The 26,272-nt window shown below is 61.8% G+C and carries 23 protein-coding genes; 15 read left to right on the plus strand and 8 right to left on the minus strand.

The genetic code is table 11. From position 1 onward, the window contains the following. The first annotated feature begins 35 nt into the window (after positions 1-35). From ACSQ17_RS13925 to ACSQ17_RS13935, 3 genes are all read left to right on the plus strand, one after another. Entirely contained in the window at positions 36-1,031 is a 996-nt protein-coding gene (locus ACSQ17_RS13925; RefSeq protein ID WP_436069289.1) for a DctP family TRAP transporter solute-binding subunit, read from the plus strand. A gap of 106 nt (positions 1,032-1,137) precedes the next feature. Continuing rightward, complete coding sequence (locus ACSQ17_RS13930; protein WP_436069290.1) at positions 1,138-1,911, plus strand: ferredoxin--NADP reductase; 774 nt, start codon at positions 1,138-1,140, stop codon at positions 1,909-1,911. A gap of 321 nt (positions 1,912-2,232) precedes the next feature. Beyond that, positions 2,233-3,786, plus strand: a complete 1,554-nt coding sequence (locus tag ACSQ17_RS13935) for a TerC family protein (protein WP_436069291.1) — start codon at positions 2,233-2,235, stop codon at positions 3,784-3,786. 53 nt (positions 3,787-3,839) lie between these two features. On the opposite strand, the gene mscL is transcribed toward ACSQ17_RS13935, so the two are convergent. Next, positions 3,840-4,253, minus strand: coding sequence for a large-conductance mechanosensitive channel protein MscL (gene mscL / locus ACSQ17_RS13940; protein ID WP_436069292.1), 414 nt, complete (start codon positions 4,251-4,253; stop codon positions 3,840-3,842). A 65-nt stretch (positions 4,254-4,318) separates the two neighbouring features. Continuing rightward, positions 4,319-5,065, minus strand: coding sequence for an EAL domain-containing protein (locus tag ACSQ17_RS13945; protein ID WP_436069293.1), 747 nt, complete (start codon positions 5,063-5,065; stop codon positions 4,319-4,321). Between the two features lie 133 nt (positions 5,066-5,198). Here ACSQ17_RS13945 and ACSQ17_RS13950 point away from each other — a divergent pair, with 133 nt between their 5' ends. From ACSQ17_RS13950 to radA, 3 genes are all read left to right on the plus strand, one after another. Next, positions 5,199-5,441: a YdcH family protein gene (locus ACSQ17_RS13950; protein ID WP_436069294.1), complete on the plus strand. Its 243-nt coding sequence runs from the start codon at positions 5,199-5,201 to the stop codon at positions 5,439-5,441. 84 nt (positions 5,442-5,525) lie between these two features. After that, the gene (locus tag ACSQ17_RS13955) at positions 5,526-5,804 is read left to right on the plus strand and encodes a YdcH family protein (protein WP_257776995.1); all 279 of its coding nucleotides are present in this window, start codon (positions 5,526-5,528) and stop codon (positions 5,802-5,804) included. Positions 5,805-5,872: 68 nt separating this feature from the next. Next, complete coding sequence (gene radA / locus ACSQ17_RS13960) at positions 5,873-7,237, plus strand: DNA repair protein RadA (protein WP_436069295.1); 1,365 nt, start codon at positions 5,873-5,875, stop codon at positions 7,235-7,237. A gap of 41 nt (positions 7,238-7,278) precedes the next feature. Here radA and ACSQ17_RS13965 read toward each other — a convergent pair whose 3' ends face one another. The 3 genes from ACSQ17_RS13965 to ACSQ17_RS13975 form a co-directional block, all read right to left on the minus strand. Next, complete coding sequence (locus ACSQ17_RS13965; protein ID WP_436069296.1) at positions 7,279-7,650, minus strand: PilZ domain-containing protein; 372 nt, start codon at positions 7,648-7,650, stop codon at positions 7,279-7,281. A 135-nt stretch (positions 7,651-7,785) separates the two neighbouring features. Beyond that, on the minus strand, positions 7,786-9,039 hold the full coding sequence (glyA, locus tag ACSQ17_RS13970) for a serine hydroxymethyltransferase (protein ID WP_233683632.1): 1,254 nt from the start codon (positions 9,037-9,039) through the stop codon (positions 7,786-7,788). Between the two features lie 125 nt (positions 9,040-9,164). Continuing rightward, the gene (locus ACSQ17_RS13975) at positions 9,165-13,352 is read right to left on the minus strand and encodes a bifunctional diguanylate cyclase/phosphodiesterase (RefSeq protein ID WP_436069297.1); all 4,188 of its coding nucleotides are present in this window, start codon (positions 13,350-13,352) and stop codon (positions 9,165-9,167) included. Positions 13,353-13,716: 364 nt separating this feature from the next. Here ACSQ17_RS13975 and ettA point away from each other — a divergent pair, with 364 nt between their 5' ends. Continuing rightward, positions 13,717-15,384 (plus strand): energy-dependent translational throttle protein EttA, encoded by a 1,668-nt coding sequence (ettA, locus tag ACSQ17_RS13980; RefSeq protein ID WP_257776998.1) that lies wholly within the window; start codon positions 13,717-13,719, stop codon positions 15,382-15,384. A gap of 50 nt (positions 15,385-15,434) precedes the next feature. Here the strand turns inward: ettA and ACSQ17_RS13985 are convergent, their stop codons facing one another. After that, positions 15,435-16,415 carry a magnesium transporter gene (locus tag ACSQ17_RS13985; RefSeq protein WP_436069298.1) on the minus strand — a complete coding sequence of 327 codons (981 nt, stop codon included), beginning with the start codon at positions 16,413-16,415 and terminating at the stop codon, positions 15,435-15,437. A 152-nt stretch (positions 16,416-16,567) separates the two neighbouring features. Here ACSQ17_RS13985 and ACSQ17_RS13990 point away from each other — a divergent pair, with 152 nt between their 5' ends. The 8 genes from ACSQ17_RS13990 to ACSQ17_RS14025 all read left to right on the plus strand — a co-directional run bounded on the left by ACSQ17_RS13990 (position 16,568) and on the right by ACSQ17_RS14025 (position 24,469). Further along, positions 16,568-19,027 carry a Lon protease family protein gene (locus ACSQ17_RS13990; protein WP_436069299.1) on the plus strand — a complete coding sequence of 820 codons (2,460 nt, stop codon included), beginning with the start codon at positions 16,568-16,570 and terminating at the stop codon, positions 19,025-19,027. A 197-nt stretch (positions 19,028-19,224) separates the two neighbouring features. After that, positions 19,225-19,566: a hypothetical protein gene (locus ACSQ17_RS13995; protein ID WP_436069300.1), complete on the plus strand. Its 342-nt coding sequence runs from the start codon at positions 19,225-19,227 to the stop codon at positions 19,564-19,566. Positions 19,567-19,770: 204 nt separating this feature from the next. After that, the gene (locus ACSQ17_RS14000) at positions 19,771-20,265 is read left to right on the plus strand and encodes a TIGR00645 family protein (protein WP_436069301.1); all 495 of its coding nucleotides are present in this window, start codon (positions 19,771-19,773) and stop codon (positions 20,263-20,265) included. Between the two features lie 139 nt (positions 20,266-20,404). Continuing rightward, entirely contained in the window at positions 20,405-20,710 is a 306-nt protein-coding gene (locus ACSQ17_RS14005; RefSeq protein ID WP_257777003.1) for a DUF6482 family protein, read from the plus strand. 4 nt (positions 20,711-20,714) lie between these two features. Further along, positions 20,715-22,115: an exonuclease domain-containing protein gene (locus tag ACSQ17_RS14010; protein WP_436069302.1), complete on the plus strand. Its 1,401-nt coding sequence runs from the start codon at positions 20,715-20,717 to the stop codon at positions 22,113-22,115. Continuing rightward, the gene (locus ACSQ17_RS14015) at positions 22,112-23,647 is read left to right on the plus strand and encodes a cryptochrome/photolyase family protein (RefSeq protein ID WP_436069303.1); all 1,536 of its coding nucleotides are present in this window, start codon (positions 22,112-22,114) and stop codon (positions 23,645-23,647) included. Before ACSQ17_RS14010 ends, ACSQ17_RS14015 begins: the two co-directional genes overlap by 4 nt. Next, entirely contained in the window at positions 23,644-23,772 is a 129-nt protein-coding gene (locus tag ACSQ17_RS14020) for a DUF2256 domain-containing protein (protein WP_436069304.1), read from the plus strand. Before ACSQ17_RS14015 ends, ACSQ17_RS14020 begins: the two co-directional genes overlap by 4 nt. Before the next feature lie 79 nt (positions 23,773-23,851). Beyond that, the gene (locus ACSQ17_RS14025; RefSeq protein ID WP_436069305.1) at positions 23,852-24,469 is read left to right on the plus strand and encodes an FKBP-type peptidyl-prolyl cis-trans isomerase; all 618 of its coding nucleotides are present in this window, start codon (positions 23,852-23,854) and stop codon (positions 24,467-24,469) included. Positions 24,470-24,698: 229 nt separating this feature from the next. Here the strand turns inward: ACSQ17_RS14025 and ACSQ17_RS14030 are convergent, their stop codons facing one another. Both ACSQ17_RS14030 and ACSQ17_RS14035 read right to left on the minus strand, forming a co-directional pair. Then, on the minus strand, positions 24,699-24,926 hold the full coding sequence (locus ACSQ17_RS14030; protein WP_436069306.1) for a PA4570 family protein: 228 nt from the start codon (positions 24,924-24,926) through the stop codon (positions 24,699-24,701). A 154-nt stretch (positions 24,927-25,080) separates the two neighbouring features. After that, positions 25,081-26,049 (minus strand): polyprenyl synthetase family protein, encoded by a 969-nt coding sequence (locus ACSQ17_RS14035; RefSeq protein ID WP_436069307.1) that lies wholly within the window; start codon positions 26,047-26,049, stop codon positions 25,081-25,083. Between the last annotated feature and the right edge of the window lie 223 nt (positions 26,050-26,272).

The following is a 26,272-nucleotide window of genomic DNA, read 5'->3' on the forward strand; positions in this document are numbered from 1 at the left end:
GGTTTCATGGCGTTCTATTTGCAAAAGGTATGTCCATGTTCAAGTCTCTGCTGCCCTTAACCTTCAGTGCATTACTGGTCGCGGCAAGCCCGGCCCTGGCCGAAGGCACGGCGCCCATCGTGATCAAGTTCTCCCATGTGGTGGCTGAGGACACGCCCAAGGGCAAGGGCGCGCTGCTGTTCAAAAAGCTGGTGGAGGAACGCCTGGCCGGCCAGGTGGCGGTGGAGGTCTACCCGAACTCGACGCTGTTCGGTGATGGTGAGGAGGTCAACGCCCTGCGCGAGGGCAAGGTGCAGATGCTGGCGCCGTCGCTGTCCAAGTTCGAGGCGTATACCAAGCAGTTGCAGGTGTTTGACCTGCCGTTTCTGTTCGATGACCTCGAAGCGGTCAAGCGCTTCCAGAAGCGTGACAAGAGCCGCGAGTTGCTGCATGCCATGTCTGACCAGGGCATTTATGGCCTGGCTTACTGGAACAACGGCATGAAGCAGCTGACTTCTAACCGCGAGCTGCGCAAACCTGAGGATGCCAAAGACCTGGCTTTCCGTATTCAGCCGTCGTCGGTGTTGCAGGCACAGTTTGGCCAGCTCGGCGCCAAGACCGTGAAGATGCCATTCGCCGAGGCGTTCAAGGCGCTGCAGGCCGGCACCATCCAGGGCACCGAAGGCCCGTGGTCGAACATCGCCAGCCAGAAGGTCGACACCGTGCAGCCGTTTATCAGCGAGCTCAACCACGGCTCGCTGAGCTATATGCTGATCAGCAGCAAGGTATTCTGGACCAGCATTCCCTACAAGACCCGCACCGAGCTGGAAGCGATCATCGAGGAAGTGTCCTACGCGGTGAACAAGGACGCGGAGACGCTGAACAACAACGACCGCGCGCGCATCATCGCTGCCGGTAATGCCAAGGTGATCACCCTGACGGCCGATGAGCGTGCTGCCTGGCGCAGCGCCCTGAGCCCGCTGTGGAAGACCTACGAAGCGGAAATCGGCAGCGATGTGCTACGTGCTGCGCAGGCCGTCAATCGCCGCTAAGCGCGGGCTCCTGGCCAGGCCAAGAGCCCCCAGGTTTTACCGGTGTTTGTCCGGCCGGCGTTGCGCCACACTGGACCTGTGCAATCCGCATAGGTCTGGTGCTCGCATGAGTAGTGACGACAAGTACACACGACAAACCCTTACCTCTATTCAGGTCTGGTCGCCCAGCCTGTTCAGCCTGCGCTGTACGCGGGATGTGGGCTTTCGCTTCCAGGCTGGGCAGTTTGCCCGCCTCGGCGTCCTCAAGGCCGATGGTTCGGTGGTCTGGCGGGCGTATTCGATGGCCTCGGCACCGCATGACGAGTTTCTTGAGTTCTTCTCCATTGTCGTGCCGGGTGGCGAATTCACCTCCGAACTGAGTCGGCTACAGGTCGGCGACAGCCTGTTGGTAGAGAAGCAGGCGCTGGGCTTTCTTACTCTGGATCGCTTTGCCGATGGCCGTGACCTCTGGCTGCTGGCCAGTGGCACCGGCCTGGCGCCGTTTCTGTCGATTCTGCAAGGCTTGGAGGTGTGGCAGCGCTTTGCCCGTGTAGTGCTGGTGTACAGCGCGCGCACGGCCAGCGAGCTGGCTTATCAGCCGCTGATTCACAGGCTGATGCAGCAGGAACATTTGCAGGAATACGCCGAGCGGTTCACTTATCTGCCGCTGGTCACCCGCGAGCCGGTGCCCGGTTGTTTGCATGGGCGCATCACCACGTTGCTGGACAGTGGCGAGCTGGAAAGGGCGGCGGGGCTGAGCCTGGAACCTGAACATTCGCGGCTGATGATCTGCGGCAACCCGCAGATGATCGACGACACCCGCGCGCGGCTGAAACAGCGCGACTTGCAGCTCAGCCTGACGCGCCGTCCGGGGCAGGTAGCGGTGGAAAACTACTGGTAGGTGAGCGAGCAATATCAGGGCTGAAGCCCAGATATGTAAAAATCTGGTAACGCTTTAGCGCTTAGGCTTTTCTGTCGCAGCCTCTAAGATCACCGCCTTCTTGTGGCTTTTTCCGGACTATATGGACAGTGATAGATGTAAGCCGCCCTCGCCAATCGCGTCGAGTGCGGCCCTGAAATTAAGCGGCGCAGCCCTGCGCATGCTTCCTCGGCAGCACCCTGCTGCACGACCTTTCCCCCAGACGATGAACCTGCCGCGCGGCCAGTGCCTGCGTGTTGCCTTTGTCTGTGCCCGTTCAATTGACCCAAGAGCCACACACTAATGGAATGGATCGCTGATCCCACGGCCTGGTTGGGCCTGTTGACCCTGATCGTCCTGGAAATCGTCCTGGGCATCGACAACCTGGTGTTTATCGCCATCCTCGCCGACAAGCTGCCGCCCGAGCAGCGTGACCGCGCGCGCCTGATCGGTCTGAGCCTGGCGATGATCATGCGCCTGGGCCTGCTGGCCAGCATTGCCTGGCTGGTGACCTTGACCGAGCCGTTGATCGATGTATTCGGCAAGACCTTCTCCGGCCGCGACTTGATCATGCTGTTCGGTGGTGTGTTCCTGTTGTTCAAGGCCACCATGGAGCTGCACGAACGCCTTGAAGGGCACACGCACAAGGTTGCCGGCAGTCGTACTTATGCGCGCTTCTGGCCGGTGGTGGCGCAGATTATTGTGCTGGATGCAGTGTTCTCCCTGGATGCGGTGATTACCGCCGTGGGCATGGTGGATGAGCTGCAGGTGATGATGATCGCCGTGGTGATTTCCATGGGCCTGATGATGGTGGCGAGCAAGCCGCTGACTGCCTTCGTCAACGCCCGGCCGACGGTAATCATGCTGTGCCTGGGTTTCCTGATGATGATCGGTTTCAGCCTGACGGCCGAAGGCCTGGGCTTCCACATACCCAAGGGTTATCTGTACGCCGCGATTGGTTTCTCGATCCTGATCGAGGTGTTCAACCAGTTGGCCCGCGCCCGGCGTAAACGCAGCCTGCAGGGGGAGCGTGGCCTGCGTGAGCGCACGGCTCATGCGGTGATGCGTATGCTCGGCGGCAAGGTACAGGCTGATGAAGTGGGCGAAGACATTGCCGACATGCTGGAAGGCGGCGAGGGTGAAGCCGTGCTGTTCGACCGCCGCGAGCGGGTCATGATCAGTGGGGTGCTAAGCCTGGCCGAACAGTCGATCCAGAAGGTCATGACTGACCGCATGCAGGTCGACCGGATCAACTTGGATGATTCCCTGGAGGTTATTCACCAGGCGCTGCTGGAGTCGCCGCACTCGCGACTGTTGGTGTCGCGTGGCGATGCGGCGGATGAGCCGCTGGGCTATATCCACAAGAAGGAGCTGTTCAAGGAGTTGCTCAAAGGCGAACAGCCGGATATCGAAAGCCTGGTGCGTGCGCCGGTCAATCTGCCGGACAGCGCCTCGGTGCTCAGCGCCTTGGAGCAGATGCGCCAGGCCTCGACCCACGTGGCGTTTGTGGTCAACGAGTTCGGCGGCTTTGAAGGCCTGCTGACCCTGACCGACATCCTTGAGGCGATTGCCGGTGAGTTGCCGGACGCCAGTGAAGTGGATGGTCCGGATATCGAGAACGTCGACGGCGCCTACCGCGTCAGCGGCGCGCTAAACCTGGCCGTGTTGCGCGAGCGCCTGGGCTTCAAAGCGCCGCCGACCGATGACTACCAGACCCTGGCCGGCCTGGTGATGAGCTTGCTGGACCGCTTGCCGATGAAGGGCGATCAGGTCGAGTACGCTGACTGGCAGCTGACCGTGACCGAGGTCAAGGATCGCCGTGTGGCCAAACTGCTGCTCAGGCCTCCGCTCGGCTAAGCGCAGCGCAATAAAAAAAGGCACCCGCGGGTGCCTTTTTCAATTCATCAGGGTCAGTCCTTGGTGTGCTGCGCCTTGAGCAGGTCGCGGATTTCGCTGAGCAGTTCCTGATCCTTGGTTGGTGCTGGTGGGGCTTCCGGGGCGGCGGCTTCTTCGCGCTTGAGCTTGTTGAGCACCTTGATGCCCATAAAGATGGCGAAGGCGACGATCAGGAAGTCGATCACCGTCTGGATGAACTTGCCGTAGGCCAGCACCACGGCGGGCAAGTCGCCTTCGGCAGCTTTCAGGGTGATGGCCAGGTCAGTGAAGTCCACGCCACCAATCAGCACACCCAGCGGCGGCATTACCACGTCACCGACAAAGGACGAGACGATCTTGCCGAAGGCGGCACCGATAATGATACCGACGGCCATGTCGACCACGTTGCCCTTGACCGCAAAGGCCTTGAACTCACTGATTATGCTCATGTTGCGTTCCTTGGTAGGTGAGGTTGGCCTGAGTGTAATCCAGCGCGTCGCTTGCCAGCTACTTCTCAGCCCGGCAGGTGCACGGCAGGCAGGGCTTCGAATGCCGGCTTGGCCAGCAGGTAGCCCTGGAACAGTTCCACCCCCATGGCTTGCAAGGTGCGCAGCTCGCCGAGGCTTTCAATGCCTTCGGCAATCACTCGGATATTCAGCTTACGGCACATCTGCAGGGTCGCCTCGACGAGAATCTGTCGCACATTGTCCTGATCGATGTCACGGATCAGCTGCATGTCCAGCTTGATCAGGTCCGGCTGGAAGTCGGCTAGCAGGTTGAGCCCGGCATAGCCTGCGCCGAAGTCATCGATGGCGGTCATGAAGCCCTGCTTGCGGTAGGCCCGCAGGATGCCGGAGAGGTGGTCGATATCCAGTACCTGCTCCTGCTCTGTGACCTCGAAGATGATCCGTTGCAGCGGAAAGTTGAAGCGTTTGGCCGCCTCCAGCGTGGCGCGGATGCAGGTCTCGGCCTTGTACACCGCGTTGGGCATAAAGTTGATTGAAACCATGGCCGGCACTTGCAGCTTGGCCGCCCATTCCAGCGCGGTAATCCGGCAGGCCTGGTCGAAGGAATAAAGGTTGTCCTTGTTGAGCTTGCTCAGCAGGCTGCCAGCGGATTCCCCGGCGCTGCCACGCACCAGGGCTTCATGGGCGAAAATTACCCCGGTGCTGAGGTTGACGATGGGTTGAAATGCCATGCTGATGGGAAAATCCAGCGCCTGCCCGTCGCGGCAGGCCACACATCCCGTTTTGGTATCCATAGCCCTGTCTCTGGTGTTTGCAGTCGAATGCCAAGATAGCAGAAGTTGCAACGCGCTCATCATCTCCTAGTGGGGCAGCAGAGCCGGCGTGCGTGGGCTAGTCTCAAGCGAGAACCGCCATGAGGATGTCACTATGCCACTGGAACATCACCCGCTCAGCCGCGAGTTTCCTGAATTCCAGACGCAGTTGCGCAGCCTGCTGGCCAGCGACGGGCATTTTGCCCGACTGGTCGAGGAATACGATGAACTCGACAAGCGCATCTACGAAGTGGAAAGCGGGCGCGTTGCCATGGATGAAATCCTCCTGCTGGGCCTGAAAATGCAGCGCGTCAGCCTCAAGGACGAGCTGGCCGATTCTCTGCGCAAGGTGCCATAGCGTTGCTGGCTTGATCCGGGTCAAGTGCTGGGCCCGGCGCTGGGGATAGTCTGCAGGGAGTGACTATCCCCAAGGAGTGCCAGCATGCACGTTGAACACCATCCGCTGATCAAAGACTTCCCCGAACTGCGCAGCGCGCTGCATGACCTGCGCATCAGCGACGCCGATTTCGCCCGCCTGGCCGACACTTACGAGACACTAGATAAGCGCATTTGCCGCATCGAAGCGGGCAACGAAGTGTTGGCCGATGACGCCCTGTTGTCGCTCAAGCAGGAGCGCGTCGGCCTCAAGGATGACCTCGCGCGCCGCCTTAAGCGCGCTGCCGGGCAGTGTTGTGGCTGTGGTAACGGTTGCAAGGGATAGCTGCAAAGGGCTGTAAATATATCCAGCTATTTCGTATGATCCGGGCTCAGTTTGCAGAGGAGTCCGGCATGGCCAAGGCCAAGCGCATGTATGGCTGCACCGAATGCGGTGCGACCTTTCCCAAATGGGCTGGCCAGTGCGGCGAATGCGGCGCCTGGAACACCCTGGTAGAGACCCTGCTCGAAGCCAATGCGGCCACTCCCAGTGGGCGCGCGGGTTGGGCCGGCGATCAGGCGCAGCTTAAGACCTTGGCCGAAGTCAGCGTCGAGGAGGTACCGCGCTTTTCCACTGCATCTGGCGAGCTGGATCGCGTGCTCGGCGGCGGTCTGGTGGATGGCTCGGTGGTGCTGATCGGCGGCGACCCCGGTATCGGCAAGTCGACCATCCTGCTGCAGACGCTGTGCAATATCGCCACACGCTTTCCTGCGTTGTATGTCACTGGTGAGGAATCCCAGCAGCAGGTGGCCATGCGCGCCCGTCGCCTGGGTTTGCCGGAAGACAAGCTCAAGGTCATGACCGAAACCTGCATCGAAAGCATCATCGCCACCGCGCGCCTGGAAAAACCCAAGGTGATGGTGATTGATTCGATCCAGACCATCTTTACCGAGCAACTGCAATCGGCCCCTGGCGGTGTGGCCCAGGTGCGCGAGAGCGCGGCGCTGCTGGTGCGCTTTGCCAAGCAGAGCGGCACGGCTATCTTTCTGGTGGGCCATGTGACCAAAGAGGGGGCTCTGGCCGGGCCGCGCGTACTCGAGCACATGGTCGATACCGTGCTGTATTTCGAGGGCGAGTCCGATGGTCGCTTGCGTCTGCTGCGCGCGGTGAAGAATCGTTTTGGCGCGATCAATGAACTGGGCGTATTCGGCATGACCGACAAGGGCCTGAAAGAAGTCACCAACCCCTCGGCGATCTTTCTCACCCGCGCCCAGGAAGAAGTCCCCGGCAGTATCGTCATGGCCACCTGGGAAGGCACTCGGCCGATGCTGGTGGAGGTGCAAGCCTTGGTGGATACCAGCCATATGGCCAACCCGCGCCGCGTCACCCTGGGCCTGGATCAGAACCGCCTGGCCATGCTCCTGGCTGTGCTGCACCGGCATGGCGGCATCCCGACCTATGATCAGGACGTGTTCCTCAACGTGGTCGGCGGGGTCAAGGTGCTGGAAACCGCCTCGGACCTGGCGCTGATGGCGGCGGTGATTTCCAGCCTGCGCAACAAGCCGTTGCCGCATGACTTGCTGGTGTTCGGTGAAGTGGGTTTGTCCGGTGAGATCCGCCCGGTGCCGAGCGGTCAGGAACGCTTGAAGGAAGCGGCCAAGCACGGCTTCAAACGCGCCATCGTGCCCAAGGGCAATGCGCCGAAAGATCCGCCAGCAGGCTTGCAGGTGATTGCCGTGACGCGCCTGGAGCAGGCGCTGGATGCGTTGTTCGAATAGCCGATCCGCAAGCGTGAAAAAGGAGGCCGAGGCCTCCTTTTTTATTCGTCTTCGCCGAGGGCGGCGAGTTCGCGTTCCAGCAGGCTGTCGTCGCCGAGGTTGAGTTCCACCAGGCGGCGCAGGTGGCTGATCGAGTCCAGGTCGATATGCCGGCAGACAAACCCGAGCAGATCATCCTGGGTGCGGGTCAGCACCACTTCCATGCGCACGCGAGTGTCGTCAGCCAGCTGGATATTGGCTTCGAACGGCTGGTTGGGATCGCCGTTCCAGGCTGCGGGGCGCTTGATCAGCAGGCCCTTGAGGGAAACGTCATGCAGCTCAACTGTCCAGCGTCGCTCGCCTTGCACTATCTCGGTCGGTGCGTCGAAAGCGATGCGTTGAAAGCGCCGACGCTCATTGGCTGTTTCGCTCATGCAAAGAAACTCCTGCGAGGTTTTATCCACTATAGCCAAGGCCGCTGCCAATGGCTTGGTTTTATCTGTATTGAGGCCTGCGCCGCAGGTATAAAAAAGCCCGCCAAGAGGCGGGCTTTTCCGTGCGGGTAATGCTTAGTTGCCGTAAACCGGGAACTTGGCGCAAACCGCTTTAACCTGCTCACGCACGCGCGCTTCGACCGCTTCGTCGCCCAGGTTGGCGAGGATTTCGCAGATCCAGCCAGCCAGTGCACGGCACTCGTCTTCCTTGAAACCGCGGGTGGTCACGGCTGGGGTGCCGATGCGCAGGCCGGAGGTGACGAACGGCGAACGTGGGTCGTTCGGTACGCTGTTCTTGTTCACGGTGATGAACGCGCGGCCCAGGGCGGCGTCGGCGTCTTTACCAGTGATGTCCTGTTTGATCAGCGACAGCAGGAACAGGTGGTTCTCGGTGCCGCCGGAGACCACGTCGTAGCCGTTTTCGATAAACACGCTGGCCATGGCCTGGGCGTTCTTGATCACTTGCTGTTGGTAGGCCTTGAACTCAGGCTGCAGGGCTTCCTTGAAGCACACGGCCTTGGCGGCAATCACGTGCTCCAGCGGGCCGCCTTGGCCACCTGGGAACACTGCGGAGTTGAATTTCTTCTCCAGTGCTTCGTTGGCACGGGCGAGGATCAGGCCGCCGCGCGGGCCGCGCAGGGTTTTGTGCGTGGTGGTGGTGACCACGTCGGCGAACGGCACCGGGTTCGGGTACACGCCAGCAGCGACCAGACCGGCCACGTGGGCCATGTCGACAAACAGGTAAGCACCGACTTTGTCGGCAATGGCGCGGAAGCGTGGGAAGTCCAGTACCTGCGAGTAGGCGCTGAAGCCGGCGATGATCATCTTCGGCTTGTGCTCAACGGCCAGGCGCTCAACTTCGTCGTAGTCGATCAGGCCAGCATCGGTGATGCCGTATTGCACGGCGTTGTAGATCTTGCCGGAGAAGCTGACGCTGGCGCCGTGAGTCAGGTGACCACCGTGGGCCAGGCTCATGCCCAGTACGGTGTCGCCGGCTTCCAGCAGGGCCATGTACACCGCTGCGTTGGCCTGGCTGCCGGAGTGCGGCTGGACGTTGGCGTAGTCGGCGCCGAACAGCTCCTTGGCGCGGTCGATGGCCAGTTGCTCAACGATATCGACGTATTCGCAACCGCCGTAGTAACGCTTGCCTGGGTAGCCTTCGGCGTACTTGTTGGTCAGCACCGAACCTTGGGCTTCCATCACCGCTGGGCTGGTGTAGTTTTCCGAGGCGATCAGCTCGATGTGATGTTCCTGGCGTTGGGCTTCTTGCTCCATCGCGGCAAACAATTCGGCGTCATAACGGGCAAGAGTCAAATCACGGCTGAACATGGCATTCCCCTGAGAAAAATCAGCTGGGCGGTAGAAAGAGGGGGCGAATTCTAACCCATACGACGCGATCAGGCATATGAAGCTTGATCATCTGGCGGACAAGTGGGGCTCATCCAGGCGTGTTGTCAGCTCAGCATGAACAGCGCGGTGCCAGTGAACAGTGCGGTGAACTGGTGGGCTGGCATGGGGCGGCCGAGCAGGAAACCCTGTACTTCGTCGCAGTCGTGGCCGCGCAGGAAGTCCAGCTGGGCCAGGGTTTCCACGCCCTCGGCGATCACCGTGAGGTTGAGGCTGTGGGCCATGGCGATGATCGCCCGGGCGATCTGGCCGTCCTGCTCGCCGTGGGGCAGGCCGTCGACGAAGCTGCGGTCGATCTTCAGCACATCGATGGGGAACTGCTTGAGGTAGTTCAGTGAGCTGTAACCGGTGCCGAAGTCGTCGATGGCGATAAACACCCCGAGCTTCTTCAGGCTGGTCAGGGTCTGCATGGCGTTGGCCACGTCTTCCATCAGGATGCTTTCGGTCAGCTCCAGCTCCAGGCAGCCGGCAGGGATTGCGCTGTGCTGGAGAATATCGGCAATGCGCTGATCGAGGTCGCCTTCGGCAAACTGGCGGGCCGAGAGGTTGACGGAAATCTTCGGTACACGGATTTTCGCCTGATGCCATTCAGCCAACTGACGGCAGGCCTCGCGCAGTACCCAGTCACCGACCTGCACCACCAGGCCGAGTTCTTCCAAGACCGGAATGAATTCGCCCGGCGGCACCAGGCCACGCTGCGGGTGCTGCCAGCGCAGCAGCGCTTCGGTACCGGTCAGGCGTTTGCCGTCACTGGAGAACTGCGGCTGGTAATACAGGCGGAACTCGCCCTGTTCGAGGGCGTAGCGCAGGTCGCTTTCCAGCTCCAGGCGCTGCAGAGCGCTGGCGTTCATGTCGGCCTGGTAGAACTGGAAGTTGTTCTTGCCGCGTTCCTTGGCGTGGTACATCGCCGTGTCGGCGTTCTTCATCAGCTGGCTCAGCTCGTTGCCGTCCTGGGGGCTGAGGGCGATGCCGATACTGGCGGTGACGAAGAATTCGCGGCCTTCAAGGATAAACGGCTGCGCTAGGCTGGCGAGAATCTGCTCGCCGACATGGATGGCGCGGGTCATGGCGCTGTCACGCTGGGGCTGGGAATGCAGCAGCAGAGTGAATTCGTCACCGCCCATGCGCGCCACGGTGTCTTCACTGTCGACGCAGGCACTCAGGCGCACGGCCACATCCTTGAGCATGCGGTCGCCGGCGGCGTGGCCGAGGGAGTCGTTGATCGGTTTGAAACGGTCGAGATCGAGGAACATCAGCACCACCCATTCCTGGCGGCGCTCACCATGTTGCAGTGCGCTGTGCAGACGGTCCTGGAACAGCGTGCGGTTGGGCAGCTGGGTCAGGGCGTCGTAATAGGCCAGGCGGTGGATGCGCTGTTCGCTGGCCTTGCGCTCGCTGATATCGCTGAAGAAACACACGTAGCTGACCAGGTCACCTTCATCATCCCTGACCGCTGTGATGCCGACCCAGGCCGGGAATTTCTCGCCGCTCTTGCGCTTGAGCCACACCTCGCCCTCCCAGCTGCCCTGCTGGTTGAGCTGTTTGATCACATAGGCCAGGTGGCTGGCCTGCTGGGTGTCGGCGGTCAGCACGCTGGGCAGTTGATCGAGAATCTGCTGCGAGCTGTAGCCGCTGACCCGGCTGAACGCGTTGTTGACCTGAACGATATAACCGGCCGGGTCGGTGACCAGAATCGCCGCCGTGGAGTGTTCGAATACCGTGGCGGCCATGCGCAGGTCTTTTTCTGCGCGGCGTTGCAGGCTGATGTCGCGGCCCACGCCGAGCAGGCCCTCGAAGCGCCCGCTGTCATCCCACATCGGCACCAGGCGCAATTCCACCGGGATTTTCTGGCCGTCGGCGCGCAGCGCATCGAAGACGAACAGCTGCGGCAGGAACTGCGCGCGCAGTTCGGCCAGGCGCTGTGGGTCGCCCAGGGCGTTGCGCACGCGGTCGAGCAGGGCGTAAAAGCCAATCAGCTGGCGCGGGTTGGTGGCCAGGCTCTGGAAGCCGTTGGCCAGCGCCCATTCGCTGTCATAACCGAGCACCGGTTTGACCGACGGGCTGACGTAGTTGAGTTGCAGGTGACTGTCGGTTGAGAAGATCACGTCGCTGATGCTTTCCGCCAGCAGGCGATAGCGCTGCTCACTGGTGCGCAGCGATTCGCTGTGGGTGATCTGCTCGGTGATGTCCTTGGCCACGCCGATCAGTCGGCTGACCCGGCCGTGTTCATCGCGGGCCAGGGCCTGTTCGCGGATATCGAACCAGTGCCAGCTGCCGTCGCGGTGTCGCCAGCGCAGCTCGAACTGCATCAGCAGACCGTTGCCCACTACCTGCTGGATATTGCGCATGCGCTGGTACAGCTCAACATCATCAGGGTGCAGGATCTTTTCCCACAGGCGCTCGCCGAGCTGATGAATCTCGGCCTTGCTGTAACCCAGTTGCGGGCCGAGGTGGTTGTTGCTGTACATCACCCGTTTGCTGCACATGTCGTGCACATAGATGGTGTCTGGCACGGCCTTGACCACATCAGACCAGAAGCGCTCGCGCTCGATCAGCGAGGTTTCGATGCGCTTGCGGTTGGTGATGTCACTGATGCTCAGGGTGACCGCTTGCAGGTCATCGACGCTGTCTGGCAGGCGCAGCAGCAGCCACAGGTGGCGCTCATGGCCCTGCGGGGTGCGGATCTGTCGCTCCATTTCCAGCTGGCCGCTGCCGTTGATCAAGGCGTTGAGCAACTGCATGCGGAAACCATCCGGGCGCAGCGGGCCGCTGTTGAACAGGTGCTGCCACGCCTGCTGGTTAGTCTCCACACCGAGCAGTTGCAGGGCCACCTGGTTGGTCTCGGTGAGGCGCAGGCGCTGGCACAGCTCCGTGTGTCGCTGTGGCTCGCTGTCTAGCCAGTGCTGCAATTGCGCCGGGCTGTGCAGCTGATGCTGTTGCAGATAATGGTGCAATTCGGTGAGGTCGAGCACGCAAAGGGCGGTGCCGGTGCCGTCGAAAATATCCTGGTAACGTCGACGGGTTTCCTGCAGCACGTGGGAAGCGTGCTGTTCTTCGGTGACATCGCGTAGCACCCAGACAAAGCCGGCGCGTCGGCTGTCTTCATTGAAGTCGCTGCGGCTGATATCGAACAGGTGGGTGCGACCGTCCTGTTGGATCTCCACCAGGTCGGGACCAAGGTCGTTGTGCAGTGCAGTGTCATGCAGCAGCAGTGGGTCGAGGCGCGGCAACAGCTTGAGCAGGTGCCAGTGCTGAGCTTCCTCGCTGCGCAGGCCGAACATCGCCTCGGCTTGCGGGTTGAGGTACTGCAACTGGCCTTTGCTGTCGGTGACCAGCACGCGCTCCTCGATCGCCCCGAGCACGCTGGCAGCCTGTTGCAACGAACGCCGCGAGGCGGTGTTGAGCGCGTGCAGGGTGCGCTGTTCATGCAGCAAGCGATACAGCGCGAGCAGCGTCAGGCTGGCGCAGAGAATGAACAGCAGCAGTTTGCTGGCCTGTTGCGGCAGTTGCTGGGCGCGTACCTTGCGTTCGTTGAACAGCGCGCGCAGCTGCCAGTCGCTGCCCTTGAGCGGGGTTTCCAACATGCTCTGGTCAAGGTTCTCTGCGGTCACTGGTGGCGCTACGGCGGCGCTGTCGGTGGCCGGCGAGACATTGCTGGCAATCACCCGCTGCACGTTGCGATCTTCCAGCAGCCACTGGTGCGGGCTCTGGTGGTGCTCATGTAGCCAGCTGCTCAGGGCGCGATTGGTCAGGCGCAGCACCCAGAAACCGCTGGCCGGGCTGTCGGGGTTGTGTCGCAACAGCAGGTAGATGCGGCCCTTGTCGTTGGCACTGAAGGTATAGAAGAAGCTTTCACCACGACCACGCTGCACCAGCTCATCCAGGTACAGGCGGTCTTCGGTCGGCGCATGGCTGTCGGCGATCACTTCGCCACGGGCATTCAGCCAGGCCAGGCTGCGCAGGGTCGGGAACACGCCGCGCAGAGTTTGCAGCAGCTCCTCCAGCTCGTCAGGGCTGCTCGGTGGCAGCACATGGCCTTGCAGCAGGGCCTGGCCAGCGCTGGCCTTGAGGTCCATGTTCAGGCTCAGGTGGTTGGCCAGTTGCGAGCTGTAGGCCAGGCCCAGCTGGCGCTGGTTGTCGAGCAGTTGCTGGGACTCCTGGCGCAGTTGCCAGAGCAGTAACACCAGCATGCACAGCACCAGAACCACCAGCGCGCCACGGGTCGGCCCACGCATCGCCTCAGCCGGCGGAGCGCCAGGTGTACGCGGTGGAGGTGTGGGCGTGACTGTTGGCAAAGAGGTGCATCCTGGGGCTGGGGGGCTATCGGCGAGTCCCTGGGTAGTGCGCGCTCGTAGCGGCAGGCAGAGGGCGGCTAGCATGCCATAACCGTGGCAAAGTGCCAGCGCTGCCGACGAGCGTTGTTTGCCCTGTCTCGCGCATTCCGGTAGCTTTGCCGCACGCGCGCGCGACTGTGCAAAGCCCGAGGCTACACGCCTGCGTTGGCATCGTCTGGCGGCTCCGCCCCGCCGTGCAGCTTTAGCCAGCATGCACGCATTTGTTGGCGGCTCTCTTTCGTTTCAACCCAGAACCAAGGTCACCATGGCTCAATACGTTTACACCATGCATCGGCTCGGCAAAGTTGTGCCGCCGAAGCGGGAAATCCTCAAGAACATCTCCCTGTCGTTCTTCCCGGGCGCCAAGATTGGCGTGCTCGGCCTCAACGGCTCGGGTAAATCCACTCTGCTGAAAATCATGGCGGGCGTCGACACCGAGTTCGACGGTGAGGCACGGCCGATGCCGGGGCTGAATGTCGGTTACCTGCCGCAGGAGCCGCAGCTCGACCCGAGCAAGACCGTGCGTGAAGTGGTGGAAGAAGCGGTCAGCCAGATCAAGGACGCCCAGGCGCGTCTGGACGAGGTGTACGCCGCCTACGCCGAGCCGGATGCCGACTTCGACAAGCTGGCCGCCGAGCAGGCCAAGCTGGAAGCCATTCTGCAGACCAGCGACGGCCACAACCTCGAGCGTCAGTTGGAAGTCGCTGCCGACGCCCTGCGCCTGCCGGCCTGGGATGCCAAGGTCGAGCACCTCTCTGGTGGTGAGAAGCGCCGTGTGGCGCTGTGCCGTCTGCTGCTGTCGGCTCCGGACATGCTGCTGCTGGACGAACCCACCAACCACCTGGACGCCGACTCGGTGGCCTGGCTGGAGCACTTCCTGCACGACTTCCAGGGCACTGTGGTGGCGATTACCCACGACCGTTACTTCCTGGATAACGTCGCCGGCTGGATTCTCGAACTCGACCGCGGTGCGGGCATTCCTTACGAGGGCAACTACTCCGGCTGGCTGGAAGCCAAATCGGAGCGTCTGGCCCAGGAATCCAAGCAGCAGTCGGCCCATGAAAAGGCCATGAAGGAAGAACTGGAGTGGGTGCGCAAAGGCGCGAAAGCCCGCCAGTCCAAGTCCAAGGCGCGCTTGCAGCGCTTCGAAGAAATGCAGTCGCAGGAATTCCAGAAGCGCAGCGAAACCAACGAGATCTATATCCCGGTCGGCCCGCGTCTGGGCGACAAGGTCATCGACTTTGTAGGCGTCAGCAAGGGTTACGGCGACCGCATGCTGATCGACAACCTGTCGTTCAGCATGCCCAAGGGCGCCATCGTCGGCGTGATCGGCGGTAACGGTGCCGGTAAGTCGACCCTGTTCCGCATGCTGATGGGCAAAGAGCAGCCGGACTCCGGCAGCATCGAGATCGGCGACACCGTGCAGATGGCTTGCGTGGATCAGAGCCGCGACGACCTCGACGGTGGCAAGACCGTATGGGAAGCCGTGTCCGATGGCTTCGACATGATCAAGGTCGGCAACTACGAGATGCCGTCGCGTGGTTACGTCGGTCGCTTCAACTTCAAGGGTGCTGACCAGCAGAAGTTCGTCAAGGACCTCTCCGGTGGTGAGCGCGGCCGTCTGCACCTGGCCCTGACCCTGAAAGAGGGCGCCAACGTGCTGCTGCTGGACGAACCGTCCAACGACCTCGACGTGGAAACCCTGCGTTCGCTGGAAGAGGCACTGCTCGACTTCCCTGGCGCCGCTATTGTGATCTCTCACGATCGCTGGTTCCTGGACCGCGTGGCGACCCACATCCTGGCGTATGAAGATGACTCGCATATCGAGTTCTTCGAGGGTAACTACACCGAGTACGAAGCCGACCGCAAAAAACGCCTGGGTGATGCTGCCGCGCAGCCGCACCGCGTGCGCTACAAGAAGCTGGCTCAGTAAGCCAGGTCGTCAACAGGAACGGAGCCGCAAGGCTCCGTTTTTGTTTGGCATTACAGCAGCCAGGTGGCCAGGCTGAAATAGAACAGCAGGGTGCAGAGGTCGGCCAGAGCCAGCGTCACCGGGCCGGCGGCAATCTTCGGGTCCAGTTTCAGGGCGTGCAGCAGGGTGGGAATGCTCAGGCCGATCAGGCTGGCGGCGCACAGTGAAAGCACGATGCTGCTGCCGATGACCAATCCGGCAAAGGCTTCGCCGCGCCACAGCCAGACGATCAGCGCAACCACACTGCCGCAGGCGCTGCCGAGCAGAAGGGCGGTGCTCAGCTCCTGGCGCAGGTTGTGCGCATACCCGTGCAAAGTCGGTCTTACGCTGCGCAGGGCCTGGATAGTCAGCGACATCGACTGGATGCTCACGCTTTCGCCCAAACCCAGTACCAGAGTGAGAAAAAAGGCCAGCACCAGGCTGTTGGCCAGGGTCAGTTCATAGAGGCTGGCGAGAATGGCGCACAGGGTGCCGCTGGCAATGGTTGCCATCAGCCACGGTACGCGCAGGTGAAAGGCGCGCAGCGGCGATGCGCTGCCCAGTTGCGCCATATGAAAACCCAGGGTTTCAAACAACGCATCGGCCTGGTCGCGTTGGCGCAGGTCATAGCTCTCGTCATGCAGCAGGGCAATATCGACCAGGCCGCAGATGCGCTGCTGGGCATCCACCACGGGCAGCGCCAGGTACTTGTGTTGGGTCAGCAACTGGCAGGCCTGGAGGATGCTGGCGTCGTCTCGCAGGCTGACCACGGCGGTGTCCATCAGCTCGTTCAGGCGCGTATCCAGTGGCGCGGTCAGCAGGCGACGGCTGGGCAATACACCGAGCAGCACCTGCTGGTCGTCGACCACATAGAAATAGATGATGCGCTCGCCCAGGCCTTGCTGGCGGATATCCTCCAGTGCTTCGCGCACGCTGAGGCGGTGCGACAGGGCGGCGAAGTCATGCCGCGCCACATGCAGGACGGGCAAGTGCAGGTGCTGCTGAGTAGGCATGGCGGTTTATCCGTGACACAGGTTCTAACGCGCAGGGTACACCACCGTTGCGTCCAGGCTTTTGTGCTGAATCAATCCTTGATCGCGGCCGTGGCGCTGGCCCAGAATCAGGGCATCTTTGCGGCTAGAGCCGCCCGATGTAAGGATTCATCATGCCCAAGCCCAACCTTGCCGCTTTACGTTTGTCCCCCGAAGCCCTGACCCGCCCCTTTGCCCCCGAGCAGTTCAACTTCAGCAGCACCGCAGATCTGGAACCCTTCCGTGGCGTATTGGGCCAGGAACGCGCCGTCGAGGCGCTGCAGTTTGGCGTGGCGATGCCGCGCCCCGGTTACAACGTGTTTGTCATGGGCGAGCCCGGCACTGGCCGCTTTTCTTTCGTCAAACGTTACCTCAAGGCTGAAGCCAAGCGCCTGGAAACCCCGGCAGATCGGGTTTACGTCAACCACTTCGATGAGCCGCGCGAGCCGCGCGCACTGGAGCTGCCCTCTGGCACTGCCAGCGAGTTTATGGCCGATATCAACGGCCTGATCGACAACCTGCTGGCGACCTTCCCCGCGGTGTTCGAGCACCCTTCGTTCCAGCAGAAGAAGAACGCCATCGACCGCGCCTTCAACAAGCGCTACGACCAGGCGCTGGATGTGATAGAGCGGCTGTCGCTGGAAAAAAGCGTGGCCCTGTACCGCGACAGCAGCAACATTGCCTTCACCCCGATGCTTGAAGGCAAGGCGCTGGATGAGGCCGAGTTCGCCCAGCTGCCGGAAACCGAGCGCGAGCGTTTCCACGCCGACATCGCCACCCTGGAAGAGCGCCTCAACGAGGAGCTGGCCAGCCTGCCGCAGTGGAAGCGCGAATCGAGCAACCTGCTGCGTCAGCTCAATGAAGAAACCATCACCATCGCCCTGCAGCCGCTGCTGGCACCGCTGTCGGAGAAGTACGCCGAGAACGCCGGCGTCTGCGCGTACCTGCAAGCGGTGCAGGTCAACCTGCTGAAGACCGTGGTCGATCAACTGGTTGAAGTGGAAAAGGCCGACGCACAAACCCGCAAGCTGCTCGAAGAGCAGTACTGCCCGAGCCTGGTGGTCGGCCATCACGCCCAGGGCGGCGCGCCGGTGGTGTTCGAACCGCACCCGACCTACGACAACCTGTTTGGCCGCATCGAATACAACACCGATCAGGGCGCGCTCTACACCAGTTACCGCCAGCTGCGCCCCGGTGCGCTGCACCGCGCCAACGGTGGTTTTCTGATTCTCGAAGCCGAGAAGATGCTCGGTGAGCCGTTTGTCTGGGATGCGCTCAAGCGCGCCCTGCAGTCGCGGCAACTGAAAATGGAGTCGCCGCTGGGTGACCTCGGCCGCATCGCCACCGTGACCCTGACCCCGCAGATGATTCCGCTGCACCTCAAGGTGGTGATCATCGGCTCGCGTCAGCTGTATTACACGCTGCAGGACCTCGACCCGGACTTCCAGGAGATGTTCCGCGTACTGGTCGACTTCGATGAAGACATCCCGCTGGCCGACGACAGCCTGGAGCAGTTTGCCCAGCTGATGAAAACCCGCACCTCGGAAGAGGGCATGGCGCCGCTGACGGCGGCGGCGGTGGCGCGGGTCGCGACCTACAGCGCGCGCCTTGCCGAGCACCAGGGGCGCTTGTCGGCGCGGATTGGTGATCTGTTCCAGCTGGTCAGTGAAGCGGACTTTATCCGCAGCCTGGCGGGCGATGAAGTGACCGACGCCGGGCATATCGAGCGCGCACTCAAGGCCAAGGCCACCCGCACCGGGCGTGTGTCGGCGCGGATCATCGACGACATGCTGGCCGGGATCATCCTCATTGATACCGCCGGCGCCGCTGTGGGCAAGTGCAACGGTTTGACCGTGCTGGAAGTTGGCGACTCGGCCTTCGGTGTGCCGGCGCGAATTTCTGCCACGGTCTATCCGGGCGGCAGCGGCATCGTCGACATCGAACGCGAGGTGAATCTCGGCCAGCCGATCCACTCCAAGGGCGTGATGATCCTTACCGGTTACCTGGGCAGCCGTTATGCCCAGGAATTCCCTCTGGAAATCTCCGCGAGCATCGCCCTGGAGCAGTCTTACGGCTATGTCGACGGTGACAGCGCCTCGCTGGGTGAGGTCTGCACGCTGATCTCGGCCTTGTCGCGCACGCCGCTCAAGCAGTGTTTCGCCATCACCGGGTCGATCAACCAGTTCGGCGAAGTGCAGGCGGTGGGCGGAGTCAACGAGAAGATTGAAGGTTTCTTCCGACTGTGTGAGGCGCGCGGCCTGACCGGTGAGCAGGGCGCGATCATCCCGCACTCCAACGTCACCACCCTGATGCTGGATGAGCGGGTGCTGCAGGCGGTGCGTGCCGGGCAGTTCCATATCTATGCCGTGCGCCATGTCGACGAGGCGCTGAGCCTGCTGGTCGGTGAGGATGCCGGCTCGCCCAATGAGCAGGGGCAATTCCCGGCCGGCAGCGTCAATGCGCGGGTGGTTGAGCGTCTGCGCGATATTGCCGCCATGGGCATGGAAGAAGATGACAAGGAAGAACCTAAAAAGGCCGAGCCGGTGGCTGCCAAGGAGAAGAAGCCACGGGCGAAAAAGCCTGCGGCGGAATGAACGGCAATACGCACCATTCGTCCGGTGGCTGATCAGTCACTGAGCGAATGGGGCCAGCGGGCAGGGCGACGGGCTCTGCTCGCCTTTTCCTCACTTCATCCACACAGTTATCCACAGCTTGCGGGGATAACTGTTGGCTTCCCAGTGGCGTGTGCCCGGGTGTAGGCTGAAACCCTGCTCCCGAGAGGGTCGTCGCCATGTCGCGTCACCTCAATCTCACCCGGCACTGCCTGGGCCTGGATACCCGGATCGAATGCGCGGTGCTGCCACTGGCCGGCAATAATGGTCTTTGGACGCTGATCTGCGCGGCGGGTATGTCCGGTGCGCAGCCTTCTGCCATCAAGGCGCAAGGCCCATTCCACGGGGCTTTCGCGGCAGAAGATATCCTCGCTGAAATCGCTGAGAACCTCTGCGGCATGGGCTATGAGCCCTGTACCGATGTGCCCATCTGGCGTCTGCATATCCAGGCCGAGCTGCGCCGGTTGAATGCCGAGCGCGGGCATGCGCTGAGCGATTGCCAGTTCCGCCCGGAAACCTGAGCAACCGCCTGGCGCGTATTTGATCAGTCGCTGAAAAGCCTTTGTCGGGCTGGCTTGGCGCGATTAATCCTGACCCCATGCACAAGGTTATCCACAGTTGTCGGGGATAACCCGGCCGCACGTTTGCTGCGCTTACGCCAGGCTTGTCTGGCCCGACACGCTGGGTATACTCGCCGGCAGTTTTGAACCCCTGAGTGAGCCCTTATGGAACGCTTTATCGAAAACGCCATGTATGCCTCCCGCTGGCTGCTGGCTCCCATCTATTTCGGCCTGTCGCTGGCTCTGCTGGCGCTGGCGTTGAAGTTCTTCCAGGAAGTCTTTCATATCCTGCCGAACGTGTTTGCCATGGCTGAGGCGGACCTGATTCTGGTGCTGCTGTCGCTGATCGACATGGCGCTGGTCGGCGGTCTGCTGGTGATGGTGATGATTTCTGGCTACGAGAACTTCGTGTCCCAACTGGATATCCAGGAAGGCACCGAGAAGCTCAGCTGGCTGGGCAAGATGGACTCCAGTTCACTGAAGATGAAAGTGGCGGCGTCCATCGTGGCGATTTCCTCGATCCATCTGCTCAAGGTCTTCATGAATGCGCAGAACATCGATGACAGCAAGCTGATGTGGTACGTGATCATTCACATGGCCTTCGTGCTTTCGGCCTTCGCCATGGGCTACCTGGACAAGCTGACCAAGCACGATCACTGATCGATTGCTTGCGTGACCCACCGCCCGGCCGTTGCAAAACGGACGGGCGGTTTGCTTTGCGCCTTGTGCTTTTGCTGTGTTGTACAAGAATTGTGTTTGTATAGATTTTTGTATAACTTTGCTCGCCCGAGGACATGCCATGAATCTGCAAGATCTGTCGCTGCACGCCCATGCCGGGCATATCGACGCCCTCAACCTGATCTCCATCGAAGGCGGCATCTACCTGCTGGAGGCGCACATGGACGGCCGTGCTCATCCGCTCAGCGATGGTCATGGCAAGACCCTGCACCTGCGCTCGGTCGAGCATGCCCGCGACCTGTTGCAAGACCTGCCGCGCCTGCCTTTTCATCTGGTGCATGCAGTGGTGCATGACGAGATGTGCGGCATGCAGGACGGCACCCAGGACACCTTGCGCGTGCCGATTTCCTTCAACTCTTCCTGGTAATGCCTTGAGCGCCTCCTCTCCGCTGTTAGCCCGTGCGCTTGCCGTGATCGATGTACAGGTCACCGGCCTGCACCCCGCCAAGGACTGCATCTGGGAAATTGCCGTGCTGCAGGTTGAGGCAGGCGCGGTTGTCGCGCGGCATACCTGGTTGTTGAAGCCGGATTGTGCGCTACCAGCCAGCGTCTCGCGGCTTTGCGGAGTGTTGCCGGCTGAGCTGGATGCGCAACCTGCCTTTAACGAAATTGCTGCTGAACTGGCCAACGTGCTGGAAGGGCGAGTGGTGGTGGGGCACAACCTGCGTATTGCTCATGCCTTTCTGCGGCGTGCGTTTGCTACTGCGGGGCAGCCGGTGCGCTACCGGCAGTTGTGCACTTTGCAGCTGGCCCGCGCCGCTTGGTCGGATTTGTCAGAGTATGGCCTGGATGCGTTGTGTGAGGCCCAGCAGATCAGCCGCTTCTTTCGCCATCGGGCGCTACCGGATGCTGAAGCCGTCTGGCAGTTGCTCACGCGCCTGCTCGAACAGGTGCCTGCTGACTTCTTGCAACGGCAGATTGGCCGGCAGCTGCGCAAGGCGGCAGTGCCGCGCTATCTCAGCGCCGAACGTTTGCAGGCGCTGCCCGCGCGCCCGGGGGTGTATTACTTCTATGGCGAGAATCAGGCGCTGCTGTATATCGGCAAAAGCCGCAACCTGCGCCAGCGTGTGCAGTCGCATTTCCAGAATGACCACCACAGTCGCCGAAGCCTGCAGGTGGCTCAGCAGATCCGCGATATTCGCGTGCAGCCAACGGCAGGTGAGTTAGGTGCGCTATTGCTCGAGGCCGCGGAGGTCAAGCGCCTGCTGCCGCTGTACAACCGCCAGTTGCGTCGCCAGCGGGAGTTGCTGACCTGGGGGCTTGAGCATGCTGAGCAGGGGTGGCGAGTTACCTTGCTGGACGTGGATGCAAGCGCACAGGTTGGCGACAGTGTTGGCCTGTTCCGCTCGCGACGGCAGGCTCAGGGCTGGTTGCGCAGCCAGGCGCGCCAGCATCAGCTGTGCTTGCGGCTGCTCGGTCTGGAGGCCGGTGCCGGGGCATGCTTTGCCACGCAACTGGGCGGCTGTAAGGGGGCGTGCTGCGGGCAGGAGCCGCGTGCTGCGCATGACGCCCGACTGTTGGCGGCATGCGAGCAGTTGCGTGTTGCGGCCTGGCCTTGGCCGGGTGCAGTGGCGCTGGTGGAGCGCGACCCTGAGCATGGTTTCGCGCAGTGGCACGTGCTGGATCAGTGGCGCTACCTGGCCACTGTCGATGATCCGGCCTTGATCGATGCGGCCCGTCAGCAACCGACCCAGGCATTCAGCCTGGATGCCTACCACATTGTGCTCAGCCATTTGCGGCGCTGCCCACACACCGAGGTTGTCGTGTTATGACCATTCGCCGGCTCGCCCTGATACTGGGTGATCAGCTGTCTTTCGACCTGCCCAGTCTGCAGGCCCTGGACCCGCAGCAGGATGCCGTGCTGCTCGCTGAGGTGGCGGCAGAAACCGACTATGTGCCGCATCACCCGCAGAAGATCGCACTGATCTTCAGTGCCATGCGTCATTTTGCCGAGGCCCTGCGTGAGCGCGGCTGGCAGGTGCATTACGTGACGCTGGATGATGCGCAGAACAGTGGCTCGCTTGCGGGGGAGCTGCAGCGCTGGGCTACGCAGTTGCAGGCGGCTGAGGTTCACGTCACCGAGTGTGGTGAGTGGCGTCTGGAGGATCAGTTGCAGCGCAGCGGCGTGCCGATCACCTGGCATGCCGACAGCCGCTTTATCTGTGGTCGTGACGAGTTTGCACGGTGGGCCGATGGGCGCAAACAGCTGCGCATGGAGTTCTTTTACCGCGAGATGCGCCGTAAGACCGGCTTGCTGCTCAATGGCGACGGCACGCCGGTGGGTGGGGCGTGGAACTTCGATGCGGAGAACCGCAAGGCACTGCCCAAGCAGATCAAGGCACCGATGACCGCGCGCTTCCCGGCGGACGTCATTACCCAGGCCGTGCTGAAGCAGGTAGCCGAGCGCTTCAGTCATTACTACGGCAGCCTGGCGGCTTTCGACTACCCGGTGACTCACGCCGAGGCCGAAGCGTTGTGGCAGCACTTTCTCGATTTCGCCTTGCCGGCCTTTGGTGATTATCAGGACGCAATGGCAGTCGGTGAGCCGTTTCTGTTCCATGCGCGGATTAGCGCGGCGCTGAATATCGGCCTGCTGGATGTGCGCCGGCTGTGTGCGGATGTCGAGGCGGCCTACTGGCGTGGCCAGGTGCCGCTGAACGCTGCGGAGGGCTTTATCCGTCAGTTGATTGGCTGGCGCGAATACGTGCGTGGCATCTACTGGATGCACATGCCGGAGTACGCCGAGCGCAACGCCTTCGGCAACACTCGGCCGTTGCCGGAGTTCTACTGGACCGGCAAGACCCGCATGAAGTGCATGAGCCAGGCCATCGGCCAGACGTTGGAGCATGCCTATGCCCACCACATCCAGCGGCTGATGGTCACCGGCAACTTCGCCCTGCTGGCCGGTATCCAGCCCAGCCAGGTCTGCGACTGGTACCTGGCGGTGTATATGGATGCCTTCGACTGGGTTGAGCTGCCCAACACCCTGGGCATGGTCATGCACGCCGATGGCGGCTACCTGGGCTCCAAGCCCTATTGCGCCAGTGGTCAGTACATCAAACGGATGTCTAACTACTGCGGCGACTGCGCCTACAAGGTCACGGAAAGCGTGGGTGAGCAGGCCTGCCCGTTCAACGCGCTGTACTGGCATTTCCTCATGCGCCACCGCGAGCAGCTGTCCGGCAACCATCGGCTGGGCATGATCTATCGCGGTTTGGACAAGATGAGCGACGCCAAGCAGCAGGGCTTGTGGGCGCGCGGCGAGCAGCTGCTGGCACGGCTGGATGCCGGCGAGGCGCTATGAAAAAGGCCGAGCTGCCAGTTAAAACCTGTGCCGTGTGTGGGCTGCCCTTTACCTGGCGCAAGAAGTGGGCGCGCTGTTGGGATGAAGTGAAGTACTGCTCCGAGCGTTGTCGGCGCAACCGTTAGGGCGCCGCAGGCGGGTAGGGTGGCTAGGCGGTTTGTGCTAGTCTGGCCGACCTTTTTTAGCCCCTAGCGGAGCCGTGCCATGTCTGAACTCAATCTCTCGACTGACGAAACTCGCGTCAGCTACGGCATTGGCCGTCAGCTGGGTGGTCAGCTGCGCGACAACCCACCGCCGGGCGTGAGCCTGGAGGCCATCCTGGCTGGCCTGACTGACGCTTTCAACGGCCAGCCAAGCCGCGTCAGCGAAGCCGAGCTGTCGGCCAGCTTCAAAGTCATCCGCGACATCATGCAAGCCGAAGCCGCCGCCAAGGCTGAGGCTGCTGCAGGTGCAGGCTTGGCCTTCCTGGCTGAGAACGCCAAGCGTGACGGCATCACCGTACTGGCGTCCGGTCTGCAATACGAAGTGCTGACCGCTGGCAGTGGCGCCAAGCCTTCCCGTGAAGACACCGTGCGTACCCATTACCACGGCACCCTGATCGACGGCAGCGTGTTCGACAGCTCCTACGAGCGTGGCGAGCCGGCTGAGTTTCCGGTGGGCGGCGTGATCGCCGGCTGGACCGAAGCCCTGCAACTGATGAACGCTGGCAGCAAATGGCGCCTGTATGTGCCGAGCGAGCTGGCCTATGGCGCACAAGGCGTGGGCAGCATCCCGCCGCACAGCGTGCTGGTGTTTGATGTGGAGCTGCTGGACGTTCTTTAAGAGATCGCTCCACGATCTGCTGCGCGTCGGCCCTACTGCGTTAAAAACAGGCTCGGAATGCTCATGTACAAAAGTACACTCCGCTTACTCGCCTGTTTTTGCCTTGTAGGACTCTAGCTCGCGAGATCTTTAGTCTCTGTTCCATCGCGGGCATGGCCCGCTCCTGCGAGGCTCCAGCAAGTCTTGTGTAGGAGCGGGCCATGCCCGCGATGCGTTTAAGCGCGGATAGTCAGGGGCGCAAAGCCCGGGCGTAGCAGTAAAGAAACAGATTGCGCACCAACTCCTTGAGCACCAGCGGCTCGCTGGAGTTCAGCTCGTGCAGATCCAGGTCGCCCTGATCTCGCAGCTCATCCAGCGCTTCTTCCTGGAGCAGGGCACAGACTTCGCCGGTGTTGCGGTTGAGTATGCGCAGGTAAGGGTGCGGGCGGTCCAGCCAAGCATCAATCAGATAGGTCATGACTCATCTCCCTTTAAATGGTTAGATGAGAATAATTCTTATTGTATTTATAGCAAGGATTAATCGCTGCCTTTCGTCGTTTGGTGAGGCTGCTGCGTATCGTAGGCAATAAAAAGCCCACCATATGGGCGGGCTTTTGTTTGTTCAGGCGGCTTTAGTGCGTGCGGGCTACGGCAAAGCGGCTGAGTTCGATCAGGGCGTCGCGGTATTCGCTGGCGGGCAATGCATCCAGGCAGGCAATCGCGCGTTCAGCGTAATCGCGTGCCTGTTGGGCGGTGTAGTCCAGTGCGCCGGCAGCTTCCACGGCATTGCGGATACTCTCCAGATCCTCAATGCCACCTTTCTGGATCGCCTGGCGTACCAGTGCGGCCTGCTCGGACGTACCTTCGCGCATGGTGTAGATCAGTGGCAGGGTCGGCTTGCCTTCGGCCAGGTCGTCGCCGACGTTCTTGCCCAGGGTGCTGGCATCACCCTTGTAGTCGAGCAGGTCGTCGACCAGTTGGAAGGCCACGCCCAGATGATCACCAAAGGTGCGCAGGGCTTCGCTCTGCTCGCTGCTGGCTTCCGCCAGTGCGGCGGCGCTATGGGTCGAGGCCTCGAAGAGCATCGCGGTCTTGCCGCGGATCACTTCCATATAGGTTTCTTCGGTGGTGCTGGCGTCGCGGATCTTCGACAGTTGCAGCACTTCGCCTTCGGCAATCACTCGGGTGGCCTTGGACAGGATCTTCATCACCGGCATGGAGCCGAGTTCGACCATCATTTCGAAGGAGCGCGAATAAAGGAAGTCGCCAACCAGCACGCTCGGCGCGTTGCCCCACTGGGCGTTGGCAGTGCTGCGGCCGCGACGCATATCGGACATGTCGACCACGTCGTCATGCAGCAGGGTGGCGGTGTGCAGGAATTCGATGGTAGCGGCCAGCAGGCGCAGGTTGTCGCCTTCAAGGCCCAGGGCCTTGCCGCTGAGCAGAACGAGAAGCGGCCGCAGACGTTTGCCGCCAGCGGAGATAATATAGTCGCCGATCTTCTCTACCAGCGGTACGCGCGACACCAGTTGGGCGCGGATGATGCCGTCGACGGCGGTAAAGTCATCCGCCACCACGCGGTAGAAAGCCTGGGGTTGCATCGCTTGCACCTGCTACTCATGGGTTGCGCGGCATGCTAGGGGGCAGGGTAGGGGCTGTCAAGGCGAGTGGCTGGGCGCGGGCGTCTGGGCCTTGCGTCGTGCGGGCAGCTTGCGTACAATCGCGCACCCTGAACTTCCCCCTGGGTATTTCCCTGCCTTACGCAATTGCAAGGGTGTCCTTCCGGCCCCAAGCAGCCATGCCAGCCGACACTTATTCCTATAA

It is taken from the genome of Pseudomonas sp. LjRoot71, from assembly GCF_964253255.1.
GTDB lineage: Bacteria > Pseudomonadota > Gammaproteobacteria > Pseudomonadales > Pseudomonadaceae > Aquipseudomonas.